Genomic DNA, 12,780 nt, shown 5'->3' on the forward strand with positions numbered 1-12,780 from the left:
GTTTTTCTAGGGAGTCCCCATGCCGGCAGAAATTCCGTCCATCTCTCTGATGCTGCACCGTAGCTGGTGGGTGCTGCTGTTGCGCGGTGCCGCGGCCATTGTTTTCGGCGTGCTGACCTGGCTGCAGCCCGCGGCCTCGGCGGCTGCCTTGCTGCTGGTCTTTGGCGCCTATGTGTTTGTCGACGGCCTGCTGGGCAGCTATACCGCGATCAAGAGCCGCCATGAATCGCGTCATTGGTGGGTGATCCTGCTCTGGGGGCTGACGGGCGTGGTCGTGGGCGTGCTCACGGTGATCAATCCCGCGGTCACGGCCCTGGTGCTGACCCTCTATATCGGCGTCTGGGCGCTGATCACCGGCGTGATGGAAATCATCGCCGCCATCCGCCTGCGCAAGGAGATCGAAGGCGAGTGGCTGCTGGTCCTGGGCGGCCTGATCTCGCTGCTGTTCGGCGCTTTCGTGCTCGCGCAGCCGGGCGCGGGCATGATGGCCATGCTCTGGGTGCTGGCCAGCTATGCGGTGGTGTTCGGCCTCCTGATCGTGATCCTGGCCTTCAGGATCCGCAGCATCAGCCATCTGCGCGCGGCCTGAGGCCGGCGCGGCAGCCAGCAAGCGGCTCGCGGAGCCGCTTTTTTCATCTCCGCGGCCCGCCGCCGGTCCGGACCTTGGGACAATGGCGTCCACGGCCAATCAGCAGATGACAGACATGGAACCAGGCAAGCAGAGCCCATTCATAGCAGCAACCGTTGGAAAACCCTGGCGCCAGGCCGCACTGGCTGGCGCTCTGCTGCTGGGTCTGGCGGGTACCGGCCATGCCTTGCCGAGCTTTGACGAGGTGCGCGGCGAGCACCGTTCTTCGGAAACCCTGCTGCTGTCGCGCGAAGGCGAGGAGCTGCAGCGCCTGCGCACCGACAGCACGGTGCGGCGCGGCCCCTGGGTGGTGCTGGCCGATATCTCGCCGGCGCTGCGCACGGCCCTGGTGCTCAGCGAGGACAAGCGCTTTTACGAGCACAGCGGCGTGGACTGGGCGGCCGTGACCTCGGCGGCCTGGGGCAATCTCTGGAACAGCCGCACGCGCGGCGCCAGCACCATCACCATGCAGCTCGCGGGCCTGCTCGACGGCGACTGGCGCCAGGGTGCGGGCGGGCGCAGCGTGGTGCAGAAACTGGGCCAGGCCGTGGCGGCCCAGGTGCTGGACCGGCGCTGGCGCAAGGATCAGATTCTCGAGGCCTATCTGAACATGGTGCCGTTCCGCGGCGAGATCGTGGGCATAGACGCGCTCGCGCAAAGCCTTTTCGGCAAGGCGCCCCATGGGCTGGATGCGCGCGAAGCGGCGATTGCCGCGGCGCTGGTGCGTGCGCCCAATGCCTCGCCCGAGCGCGTGGCCCAGCGCGCCTGTGGCGTGCTGCAGAGCATGGCGCCCGACGATGCGGCGGCGCGCAATTGCGCCGGGGACGGCACGGCCATGCAGCTGTACACGGCCAGCGTGCTGCAGCGGCGCCAGTGGCAGCCCAGCGAGGGCATTGCGCCGCATTTCGCGCGGCGCTGGCTGGCCCTGCCGCAGAACAAGGGCCAGGAGCGGGTCCGCTCCACGCTCAGCGCCTCCGTGCAGCGCTTTGCGGTCGGCAGCCTGCAGCAGCATCTGCGCGAGCTGCAGGGCCGCAATGTGGAGGATGGCGCGGCCGTGGTGCTGGACAACGCCACGGGCGAGATACTGGCCTGGGTGGGCTCCTCGGGCACGCTGAGCCAGGCCGCCGAGGTCGACGGCGTCACCGCGCTGCGCCAGCCCGGCTCCACGCTCAAGCCTTTTCTCTATGCACAGGCGATAGCCGAGCAGCGCCTCACCGCGGCCTCGCTGATCGAGGATTCTTCCGCACATATTCCGACCCCGAACGGCCTGTACATCCCGCAGAACTACGACCGCCGCTTCAAGGGCTGGGTCTCGGTGCGTACGGCGCTGGCCTCCTCGCTCAACGTGCCTGCGGTGCGCACCCTGGTCATGGTCACGACCGACGCCTTCTTCGAGCAGCTCAAGCGCCTGGGCCTGCCGCTGCGCGAAAGCGGCGGCTATTACGGCTTCAGCCTGGCACTGGGCAGTGCCGAGGTTTCGCTGCTGAATCTCAGCAATGCCTATCGCGCGCTGGGCAACGGCGGCCTGTACCGGCCCGTGAGCTGGGCCCTGCCGGCCGCCGGCCGCAAGGCCGGTGGCAAGCCCGGCGATCCGGCCGGCGACAAGCAGCAGCCGGTGCTGGATGCGAGAGCCGCGTTCATCGTGGGCGACGTGCTTTCAGACAATATGGCGCGCGCGCCCACCTTCGGCACCGACAGCGTGCTGGCCACACGCTTCTGGACGGCGGTCAAGACCGGCACGAGCAAGGACATGCGCGACAACTGGGCCGTGGGCTGGTCCGAGCGCTACACCGTGGGGGTCTGGGTGGGCAATGCGCGCGGCGAGGCCATGCACTCGGTCAGCGGCACCAGCGGCGCCGCGCCGATCTGGGCCGAGATCATGGGCTTTCTGCATCGCACAACGCCCAGCCGGGCGCCCAAGCCGCCGGCGGGCCTGCTGCTGCAGCAGGTGGAGTTCGGCAGCGCTGTGGCCGGCGGCATGCCGATCGAGAGCGCACGCCGCGAATGGTTTGTGGCCGGTACCCAGCAGCCTCTGTTTGCTATGGATCACATAGCTGCTGGCGAAGACAACGCAAGGGCGGCCAAGGGAAAACTTTCGAAGCCGCAGGCCGAGCAGGCGGCGGCGGTGCGGATTTCGCGTCCGGCCAACGGAACGATTCTGGCGCTGGACCCCGATATTCCACCCGAGCGCCAGCGCGTGCAGCTGATCGCACGGCAGGCCAGCATGGCGGCGGAGCAGGACTGGCGCGACAACAGCCTGCGCTGGCGGCTGGTGACGCGACAATATTCGGCGCCTGCGGCAGCCGACAAGACCGCGCAGCCCGTGATGCGAGAGGTGCAGCGCGAGCTGGGGCGCGGCAGCCAGCTGGGTTGGCTGCCCTGGCCGGGTCGCCACAAGCTGGAGCTGCTCGATGCGTCGGGCAAGGTGCTGGACAGCATTGCGCTGGAGGTGCGCGGTGCCGGCGCCCTGGTGGCCGGGCCTGAACAGATCCAAAGCCAGCGCCGGCGCTGAATGCCAGCCGGTCAACGGACCGGCTGGTCAGTTGCCGGGGGCGAACTGCGTTACCAGAAAGTCCAGCAGCGCGCGCAGCTTGGGCGTCACATGCTGGCGCGACGGATAGATCGCATAGAGCGTGGTCTTCACCGTGCTCCAGTCCTCCAGGACGGCCTGCAGCCGGCCCGTGCGCAGGTCTTCCTCGACATAGGGCCGCGGGATCAGGCTGACGCCAAAGCCCGCACGCAGCGCGTCGCGCACCGCCAGGCTTGAGGACACCGAATAGCGCGCGTTGACCGCCACGCGCTCCATGTGCCCACCTTGCTCGAATTCCCAGGCATCCGCATGGCCCGAGAGGCTGAAGCGTATGTGCTCCAGGCCGTTGAGCTCGGCAGGCCTGTGCGGAAGGCCGCGCTTTTCGAAATAGCCGGGAGCGGCGCACAGCACATGCGACATGCTTGTCAGCGGGCGTGCGATCAGCGAGGAGTCCTCGAGCCGGTCGCTGCCGCGTATGGCCAGATCGAAGCCCTCGCGCACGATATCGACGCGCCTGTCGTCCAGGTGCAGGTCCAGCTGCAGCTCGGGGTAGCGTTCCAGGAAGGCAGGGATGGCGCAAGAGATCTGCGTCAGCGTGAATGTCATGGGCGCGCTGACCTTGAGCAGGCCGCTGGGCGCGGCCTTGAAGGGGCATAGCGCGGAGTCGGCATCGGCCAGCGCATCGAGCGCCCGCGTGACATGCTCCAGATACAGGCGGCCTTCCTCCGTCAGTGCCATGCGCCGCGTGGTGCGCTGGATCAGGCGCGTGCCCACATGGGCCTCCAGCTCGGCGATGTTCTTGCTGATCGCAGCCGGCGACAGGCCCAGGCTGCGGCCCGCCTCGGCAAAGCTGCCGCGCTGGGCCACCCGCTGAAAGACTTGCAAGGCGGTCAGTCGGTCCATCTGATTCTTTTCTTCCAGTGAATGGTTTATTTCGATAAAAGCCAATTATCAATTCAGGGTGAATTATCTACAGTCATGCCATGACCACTCCTCACCCCACACTCGCTCTCATTGAGCAGCGCATCTCGGCCAACCGCTTCGATACCTCCCACACCCTGGCGGATGCCGAGATCGAACGGCTGGTACAGCTGGCCACGCGAGCGCCCACGGCCTACAACCTTCAAAACTGGCGCTTCATCGCCGTGCGCACGCCCGCAGCCAAGGCCAGTCTGCGCGCTGTGGCACAGGACCAGGTCAAGGTGCAGGACGCGGCCGTCTGCTTCATCGTCTGCGGCGTGCTGGCCGACCCCGAGGCGCTGGCCGAACGGCTGCAGCCCTTTGTGGACGGCGGCTTCATGCCTGCCGCCATGGCGCAGGGCTGGCTGCAGGCCGCGCGCCTGCAATACGCCAGCGCGCTGGCGGTGCGCGACGAGGCCCTGCGCTCGGCCAGCTTAGCCGCCATGACGCTGATGCATGCGGCACAGGCCCTGGGCCTGGCGTCCTGTGCGATGACGGGCTTCGACGCCGAAGGCGTGGCAGGCAGCTTCGGCCTGGCCCGCGAGGAGCTGCCGGTGATGCTCGTCACCGTGGGTCGTGCCGCAGCCGGCAACTGGCCGCAGAAGCCGCGCCGGCCGCTGGAGCAGGTGCTGGAGTTCGCATGAGCTCCCGGCAAGCTGTGCGAACACCGGGGCAGACTCGGGCATGGGATCTGCTGCTGACGGGGCTGGCGCCCGCCATCTGGGGCAGCAGCTACATCGTCACCACGCAGCTGCTGCCGCAGGTGCCCGCGATGACGGTGGCTCTGCTGCGCGCGCTGCCTGCGGGCCTGCTGCTGCTGGCCTTCGCGCGGCGTCTGCCGCAGGGCGTGTGGTGGCTGAGGGTATTCATCCTGGGGGCGCTCAATTTCTCGGTGTTCTGGAGCCTGCTGTTCATCTCGGCCTACCGCTTGCCGGGCGGGGCGGCTGCCACCGTGGGAGCCGTGCAGCCGCTGGTGGTGGTGTTTCTTGCGGCCTGGGTGCTGGGCAGTGCACTGCGACCGGCCTCGGTGCTCGCAGCCCTGGCCGGACTGGCGGGCGTGGCCCTGCTGGTGCTCACGCCCGGCGTGGCGCTGGATGCGACCGGCATTGCGGCAGGCCTGGCCGCAGCGCTGTCCATGGCCTGCGGCACGGTGCTCACGCGCAAGTGGCGTCCGCCCGTGCCGCTGTTGACCTTTACCGCCTGGCAGCTCACGGCCGGCGGCCTGTTGCTGCTGCCCGTGGCGCTCTGGGCCGGGCCGGCTTTTCCGGCGCCCACGCCCGGCCATCTGATCGGGCTGGCCTGGCTGGGCCTGGTGGGCGCGGCGCTGACCTATGTGCTGTGGTTTCGCGGCATTGCCCGCCTCGAGCCCGAGATGGTGGCGCCGCTGGGCTTTCTGAGCCCGCTCACGGCGATTTTGCTGGGATGGGCGGTCCTGGGCCAGACGCTGACGGCCGTGCAGATGGCCGGCGTGTCCCTGGTCCTGGGCGGCATCTGGCTGGGGCAGAAGGGCGTGGCGCGCTGATTCCCGCCAGACCCAGGCCCGGCCGGGGACTGGCGCGGAATCATCCCCGAACCAGCAGATCGCCCGTGATCTCAGAGACGTTCTTGACGCTGGTCAGCGTCATGGCCACGCGCATTTCCTTTTCGAGCAGGTTCAGCAGATTGCTCACGCCGGCTTCGCCCTCGGCGGCCAGCGCATAGACGAAGGCGCGGCCTATCATGGTGCAGTCTGCGCCCAGGGCCAGCAGGCGCACGATGTCCAGGCCGTTGCGCACGCCCGAGTCGGCCAGGATCTTGATCTGGCCCTTGACGGCATCGGCAATGGCTGGCAGTGCGCGTGCCGACGAGAGCACGCCGTCGAGCTGGCGGCCGCCATGGTTGGAGACGATGATGCCGTCGGCGCCGAAACGCACCGCATCCCTGGCGTCCTCGGGATCGAGAATGCCCTTGATGAGCATGGGTCCTTTCCAGAAGTCGCGGATCCACTCCAGGTCCTTCCACGAGATCGAGGGGTCGAAGTTCGCGCCCAGATAGCCCATATAGTCTTCGAGGCTGACGTTCTGGCCCTTGTAGGTGGAGATATTGCCCAGGGTGTGCGGGCGGCCCAGCAGGCCCACGTCCAGCGCCCAGTGCGGATGGGTCACGGCCTGCAGGTAGCGGCGCATGGCGGCGTTGGGGCCGCTCATGCCCGAATGTGCATCGCGGTAGCGCGCGCCGGGCACGGGCATGTCCACGGTGAAGACCAGGGTGGAGACGCCCGCGGCCTGGGCGCGCTCCAGCGCGTTCTTCATGAAGCCCCGGTCCTTGAGCACATAGAGCTGGAACCACATCGGGCGGCCCAGCTTGGGTGCGACTTCCTCGATCGGGCAGACCGAAACGCTGGACATGGTGAAGGGAATGCCCTTCTTGTCGGCGGCCATGGCGGCCTGCACTTCGCCGCGGCGCGCGAACATGCCGGTCAGGCCCACGGGAGCCAGCGCCACGGGAATCGAGAACTTCTCGCCGAACAGCTCGATGCCGGTGTCGAGCTGGCTCATGTCCTTGAGCACGCGCTGGCGCAGCGCCACCTCTGCCAGGTCGCCGACGTTGCGCGCCAGTGTCTTCTCGGCGTAGGCACCGCCGTCGAGGTAGTGAAACAGAAAGGGCGGCAGGCGCTTTTGCGCGGCCGCGCGGTAGTCGGTGGTGGAGGAGATGATCATGAAAAAATGACGGAGGAAGATGAGAAACGATCCAGCCGCTTGCGCCGGGCGGCTTCCGCGTCGGACTCGGACAGCTTGTCGTGAACATAGGCCAGGTGCTGGCCTATGGCGCTTCTGGCCTGCTCGGGCTGGCCGTCGAGAATGGCTTGCATGAGATTCTGATGCTGGGCAGTCAGGTGCTCGAGCGTCGAGAGATCGTCATGCACAAACATCAGGCGCCGGTTCTGGGCCACGGTGCCCAGCACCAGCTCGAAGAGGCTGCCCATGAGCTGCACCAGCACGGCGTTGTGCGAGGCCTCGGCAATGGCCAGGTGGAACTGCGCGTCGGAGCGGGCGGCGCTGGCGGCATCATGCGCCTGCTGGTGGCGCAGCATGTCGTCGAAGCAGCGGCGGATGCGGTCTCTATCCTTGTCGGTGGCGCGCTGGGCCGCGTACCAGGCGGTGCTGAGCTCCAGCGCCTGGCGCGCTTCCAGCACGTCGTAGCGGTACTGGGGGTCGTCGCGCAGCAGCGGCGCGAGCGGCGCGACGGCCTGCTCGTGCCACAGCGGTACGGGGGCGCAGACAAAGGTGCCGGCGCCCACGCGGCTTTCGAGCACGCCGCGGCTGGCGAGCTTCTGTATCGCCTCGCGCAGCGCCGTGCGCGACACGCCCAGCTGCTCGGCCAGCGCCCGCTCGGTCGGCAGCTTGTCGCCGCTCTGGAGCTGGGTGGTCTGGATCAGCTCCAGCAGCTGCTGGGCAACGCGATCGGACAGGCGTGGGGCGGGCATGGAATCTCTCGGCAGGTTTACGTGGTTGGAATCATCCACGGAAACACATAAGCCTGCAGCGTGCAGATGATGCCGATCAGCACCAGGAAGGCCAGGCTGTGCTTGACGGTGAAGCGGAACAGGTCCGACTCCTTGCCGGCCAGGCCCACGGCCGCGCAGGCGATGGCGATGGACTGGGGCGAGATCATCTTGCCGGTCACGCCGCCCGTGGTGTTGGCCGTCACCGTCAGCACCTCGGGCAGGCCCAGCTGCGCCGCCGTGGTGGCCTGCAGCGCGCCGAACAAGGCGTTGGCCGAGGTGTCCGAACCCGTGAGGAACACGCCGACCCAGCCCAGGAAGGGCGAGAAGAACGCAAAGGCCTTGCCGGTGTGGGCCAGCGCCATGGCCAGCGTGGTGGACAGGCCCGAGTAGTTGGCGATGAAGGCAAAGGCCAGCACCATGCCGATGGAGTAGATGGGCAGGGCCAGTTCCTTGAAGGTCTCGCCCAGGGTCTTGACCGCCACGGCAGGCTTGAGGCGCAGCAGGAGGATGGCGAGCACGGCGCCGATCAGAATCGCCGTGCCGGTGGCTGACAGCCAGTTGAAGGAGTACACCGCGCCATAGGGCGTGGCAGCGGCCACCACGGGCGGCATCTTCTGCACCAGGTTGTGCAGCATGGGCACGGGAAGGTTGAAGACCGTACCGGCCAGCGCGCCGCCCGAGGCGAACAGCGCCTTGAAGGGCTTGAGGCTCCACATCGTCACCATGGCCGTGAGGATGATGAAGGGCGACCAGGCCTTGAGCACCACGCCGGCCGTCAGCTTGACGGTGGCCGCCGTCTGGATTTTCGCGGCGCCGGGTTCGGTGTCGAAGCGGAAGATGCGTCTGGGTTGCCAGAACTTGAGAAAGGTCGTCAGCGTCACCAGCGCGAAGATGGCCGAGGTGATGTCCGGCAGTTCGGGGCCTATGTAGTTGGCCGTCAGGAACTGACCGAGCGCAAAGCTTCCGCCGCCAACCAGCACGGCGGGCCAGGTTTCCTTGACGCCGCGCCAGCCGTCCATGATGGCCATGAGCCAGAACAGCACGATGATGGTCATGAACGGCAGCTGGCGGCCGGCCATCTGGCTGATGGCCATGGCATCGACGCCCGAGACCTGGCCGGCCACGATGACGGGAATGCCCATGGCGCCGAAGGCCACGGGCGCGGTATTGCCGATCAGGCACAGGCCGGCTGCGTACAGCGGCCTGAAGCCCAGGCCCACCAGCAGCGCCGCCGTGATGGCCACGGGCGCGCCGAAGCCGGCCGCGCCTTCAAGGAAGGCGCCGAAGCAGAAGCCCACCAGGATCAGCTGCAGGCGCTGGTCTTCGGTGACCGACAGAATGGACGAGCGGATGATGTCGAACTGCCCGGTCTTGACCGAGACCTTGTAGAGAAAGACCGCCGCAACAATGATCCAGGCAATGGGCCACAGGCCGTAGAAGAAGCCGTAGACGCCGGCCGCCAGCGCGTTGGCGACCGGCATGCGGTAGAAGAGCAGCGCCACGGCCAGCGCCAGCACCACCGTGATGCTGCCCGCCACATAGCCCTTGAGCCGCAGCTTGGTCAGCGCGAGAAAGAAAAAGATGATGGGTATCAGCGCCACCAGCGCCGACACCCACAGATTGCCCGCGGGGTCGTAGTTCTGCGACCAGATTTCTTGCATTGCCTCGATCTCCTGGATTTGCGCGGGGAGGGCAAGCCTTCTGAGCGTCCAGAAGTCTCCCCGTCAATTTTCTTCAGCAAAAACCGTGCAGCAGGCGCGCGACACCCGAAACAGGGGGCTGGCTCGCCATGGCTTGGTTTGTAAATTGGTATGACCAATATGAGAAATTCTCAAGTGGAGCGGATTATAGAAACCGGATTTGATAAGGAAATTCATGGTTTTCCCTTGATTTTTGGGATTTATTGGTAATACCAATATGGTGGGGAAGCATCGTCCGGAGGACGTAAAAAAGCCGCAGGCCTGGAGCGCTGCGGCTTTTATGGACAAGCTCATTGCCGGTCTGACGGCGGGTTTTGAGCGCGGTGCTCAAAACCGCGGCACCCAAGCCAGAGACGGCCAGCAAGGGCCGCCCCGCAGCAAAGGCCGTCGTCCCCCTGGGGGGAAGCCGCAAAGCGGCTCAGGGGGGACTAGTTCACCATCAGATGGAAGGGCCAGACATAGGCCTGCAGGGTCACGAAGATGCCCATCAGGCATGCCAGGGCGATCGAGTGGAAGAACACATAGCGCAGGATGTCGCCTTCATGGTTGAACCAGCGCGTGGCGGTGGAGGCCACGACGATGGACTGGGCGTCGATCATCTTGCCCATCACGCCGCCCGAGCTGTTGGCAGCGCCCATCAGATTGGGCGACAGGCCCAACTGGTCGGCCGCCACTTTCTGCATGCCGCCAAACAGCACGTTCGATGCCGTGTCCGAGCCCGTGAGCGCCACGCCTAGCCAGCCCATCAAGGTGCCGAAGAAGGGGTAGAGCACGCCGGTGTTGGCAAACGCCAGGCCCAGCGTGGTGTCGGTACCCGAGTAGCGCGTCAGCGTGCCCAGGGCCAGCATCAGCACGATGGTCAGCAGCGAGTAGCGCACGATGTAGATGGTCTTGAAGAACTGGCCTACAAGCTGCACGGGGTTGTACTTCATGACCAGGCCGCCAACGATGGCCGACAGCAGAATGCCGGTGCCTGTGGCCGACAGCAGGTTCAGCGTGTAGACCGCGCCTTCCTTGGTGGGCTGCTTGACCACGGGCGGCATCTTCTCGATCAGATTGTGCAGGCCGTCCATGGGGAAGGCGGGGCTGAAGATGCCGTTGAGTGCGGTCTTGACCGAGGGCAGGCCCCAGATGAAGACGAAGACCGTGAGAATGGCCCAGGGGGTCCAGGCACGGATCACATCGGCGCGCGAATGCTTGGTGATGGCGCGTGGTGCTTCCCCCTCGCCCTGACCGCTTTCATGGCCACGAAGCGTGGTGGTGCGCCAGATGTTCTTGGGCTGCCAGACGCGCAGGAAGGCGACCAGGCAGACCATGGAGACGATGGCGGCGATGATGTCCACCAGCTCGGGGCCGATGAAGTTGGACACCAGGTATTGAGGGATCGCGAAGGACACGCCGGTCACCAAGATGGCGGGCCAGATCTCCATCATGGCCTTGCGGCCCGCAAAGGCCCAGATCAGCCAGAACGGCACCAGTACCGAGAAGAAGGGCAACTGGCGGCCGATCATGGCCGTCACTTCCATCAGGTCGTAGCCGTGCACCTTGGCCAGCGTGATCACGGGCGTGCCCAGGGCGCCAAAGGCCACGGGCGCGGTATTGGCGATCAGCGACAGGCCCGAGGCGGCCAGCGGCGAAAAACCCAAACCGATCAGGATGGCGGCCGTCACGGCCACGGGCGTGCCGAAGCCGGCCGCGCCCTCGAAGAAGGCGCCGAAGGCAAAGGCGATCAGCAGCAGCTGGATGCGGCGGTCCTCGGTGATGCCGGCAATCGAGTCCTGCAGGATCTTGAAGCTGCCGTTCTTCTCGGTCAGCTGGTGCAAAAAGATGATGTTGAGCACGATCCAGCCTATGGGCAGCAGGCCGGTGAGGCCGCCCAGCATGGCCGCGCGGCCCGCCATCCCGGCCGGCATGCTGTAGACGAAAACCGCAATGACCAGCGCCGCAACCAGGCCCGCGCCTGCGGCCCAGTGGGCCTTCATGTGCAGAAAGCCCAGGCCTACCAGCATCACCACGACGGGAATCGCCGCCAGCAATGTGGACAGCCACATATTCGATAAGGGGTCGTAGACCTGTTGCCAAACCATCTCTGTTGCTCCTCTCTGTATTAATGGCTGCGATGGTGGCGATGTGCGCGCGTTCCCACACTAGCGTTAGCCCTTGGTTTGCGGCGGGTGCAGAAAATTTCAAAACCCGCACAAATCACTTCAAACCTGAGCGGCCGACACAAATGCCGCAGGCGCACTACCATCGGCTGCAACGAAAAACAAAGGGTTTAGTCCGTGGCCGATCTTTCCAAAATCACCTGTATCGAAGATCTGCGCGTGGTGGCCAAGCGCCGCGTTCCGCGCATGTTCTATGACTATGCGGACTCTGGCTCCTACACCCAGGGCACTTACCGCGCCAACGAAGACGACTTCCAGAAGATCAAGCTGCGCCAGCGCGTGGCGGTGAACATGGAGGGGCGCAGCACGCGCAGCACCATGATCGGCCAGGAGGTGGCCATGCCGGTGGCGATCGCGCCCACGGGCCTGACCGGCATGCAGCATGCCGATGGCGAGATTCTGGGCGCCAGGGCCGCCAAGGCCTTCGGCATTCCCTTCACCCTGTCGACCATGAGCATCTGCTCGCTGGAAGACATTGCCGAACACACCGGACGCCATCCGTTCTGGTTCCAGCTCTATGTGATGCGCGACAAGGCCTTCATGGAGCGATTGATCAACCGCGCCAAGGCGGCCAACTGTTCGGCCCTGGTGGTGACGCTGGACCTGCAAATCCTGGGCCAGCGCCACAAGGACATCAAGAACGGGCTGTCCACCCCGCCCAAGCCCACGCTTGCCAACCTGATCAATCTGGCGACCAAGCCGCACTGGTGCCTGGGCATGCTGGGTACCCGTCGCCGCAGCTTCGGCAATATCGTCGGCCATGTGGATGGCGTGGGCGATGTGTCCTCGCTGTCGTCCTGGACGGCCGAGCAGTTCGATCCGACACTGAACTGGAGCGACGTGGAATGGATCAAGAAGCTCTGGGGCGGCAAGATCATTCTCAAGGGCGTGATGGATGCCGAAGACGCGCGCCTGGCCGCGCAGAGCGGGGCCGATGCGCTGGTGGTCAGCAACCACGGCGGCCGTCAGCTCGACGGTGCGCCTTCGTCGATTGAAGCCTTGCCATCGATTGCAGAGGCTGCGGGCAAGGCCATCGAGGTCTGGATGGATGGCGGCATCCGCAGCGGTCAGGACGTGCTCAAGGCCCGCGCATTGGGCGCGCAGGGCACGATGATCGGCCGCAGCTTTCTCTACGGTCTGGGTGCTTATGGGCAGGCCGGAGTGAGCAAGGCACTGCAGATCATCCACAAGGAACTGGACACCACCATGGCCTTCTGCGGGCACACCAATATCAACCAGGTCGGCAAAGAGATTCTGTTGCCCGGCACCTATCCCAAACCGTTTGCAGTGATCTGATCCGTGTTGTCGGC

11 protein-coding genes are annotated in these 12,780 nt (G+C 66.1%); 5 read left to right on the plus strand and 6 right to left on the minus strand.

What is annotated here, in order from left to right; genetic code table 11:
• The first annotated feature begins 19 nt into the window (after positions 1 to 19).
• Both AB6724_RS00145 and pbpC read left to right on the plus strand, forming a co-directional pair.
• Positions 20 to 589, plus strand: a complete 570-nt coding sequence (locus tag AB6724_RS00145) for an HdeD family acid-resistance protein (RefSeq protein WP_369336475.1) — start codon at positions 20 to 22, stop codon at positions 587 to 589.
• 115 nt (positions 590 to 704) lie between these two features.
• The gene (pbpC, locus tag AB6724_RS00150; RefSeq protein WP_369336476.1) at positions 705 to 3,140 is read left to right on the plus strand and encodes a penicillin-binding protein 1C; all 2,436 of its coding nucleotides are present in this window, start codon (positions 705 to 707) and stop codon (positions 3,138 to 3,140) included.
• A 27-nt stretch (positions 3,141 to 3,167) separates the two neighbouring features.
• Here the strand turns inward: pbpC and AB6724_RS00155 are convergent, their stop codons facing one another.
• Positions 3,168 to 4,061, minus strand: coding sequence for a LysR family transcriptional regulator (locus AB6724_RS00155; protein WP_369336477.1), 894 nt, complete (start codon positions 4,059 to 4,061; stop codon positions 3,168 to 3,170).
• An 80-nt stretch (positions 4,062 to 4,141) separates the two neighbouring features.
• On the opposite strand from AB6724_RS00155, the gene AB6724_RS00160 reads away from it, so the two are divergent.
• Both AB6724_RS00160 and AB6724_RS00165 read left to right on the plus strand, forming a co-directional pair.
• A complete protein-coding gene (locus AB6724_RS00160) occupies positions 4,142 to 4,762 on the plus strand; it encodes a nitroreductase family protein (protein WP_369336478.1) in 621 nt (206 codons plus the stop codon).
• Entirely contained in the window at positions 4,759 to 5,640 is an 882-nt protein-coding gene (locus AB6724_RS00165; RefSeq protein ID WP_369336479.1) for an EamA family transporter, read from the plus strand. Before AB6724_RS00160 ends, AB6724_RS00165 begins: the two co-directional genes overlap by 4 nt.
• Before the next feature lie 40 nt (positions 5,641 to 5,680).
• On the opposite strand, the gene lldD is transcribed toward AB6724_RS00165, so the two are convergent.
• The 5 genes from lldD to AB6724_RS00190 form a co-directional block, all read right to left on the minus strand.
• Positions 5,681 to 6,817: an FMN-dependent L-lactate dehydrogenase LldD gene (gene lldD, locus AB6724_RS00170; protein ID WP_369336480.1), complete on the minus strand. Its 1,137-nt coding sequence runs from the start codon at positions 6,815 to 6,817 to the stop codon at positions 5,681 to 5,683.
• A complete protein-coding gene (gene lldR / locus AB6724_RS00175; protein WP_369336481.1) occupies positions 6,814 to 7,584 on the minus strand; it encodes a transcriptional regulator LldR in 771 nt (256 codons plus the stop codon). Before lldR ends, lldD begins: the two co-directional genes overlap by 4 nt.
• A 17-nt stretch (positions 7,585 to 7,601) precedes the next feature.
• Positions 7,602 to 9,266 (minus strand): L-lactate permease, encoded by a 1,665-nt coding sequence (gene lldP, locus AB6724_RS00180; RefSeq protein WP_369336482.1) that lies wholly within the window; start codon positions 9,264 to 9,266, stop codon positions 7,602 to 7,604.
• 63 nt (positions 9,267 to 9,329) lie between these two features.
• On the minus strand, positions 9,330 to 9,482 hold the full coding sequence (locus AB6724_RS00185) for a hypothetical protein (protein WP_369336483.1): 153 nt from the start codon (positions 9,480 to 9,482) through the stop codon (positions 9,330 to 9,332).
• A 251-nt stretch (positions 9,483 to 9,733) separates the two neighbouring features.
• Positions 9,734 to 11,392 (minus strand): L-lactate permease, encoded by a 1,659-nt coding sequence (locus tag AB6724_RS00190; RefSeq protein WP_369336484.1) that lies wholly within the window; start codon positions 11,390 to 11,392, stop codon positions 9,734 to 9,736.
• A 195-nt stretch (positions 11,393 to 11,587) separates the two neighbouring features.
• Between AB6724_RS00190 and AB6724_RS00195 the strand changes: the two genes are divergently transcribed.
• Entirely contained in the window at positions 11,588 to 12,766 is a 1,179-nt protein-coding gene (locus AB6724_RS00195; protein WP_369336485.1) for an alpha-hydroxy acid oxidase, read from the plus strand.
• The last annotated feature ends 14 nt before the right edge of the window (positions 12,767 to 12,780 follow it).

It is taken from the genome of Comamonas guangdongensis (genome assembly GCF_041079535.1).
Taxonomy (GTDB): Bacteria; Pseudomonadota; Gammaproteobacteria; order Burkholderiales; family Burkholderiaceae_C; genus Comamonas; species Comamonas guangdongensis.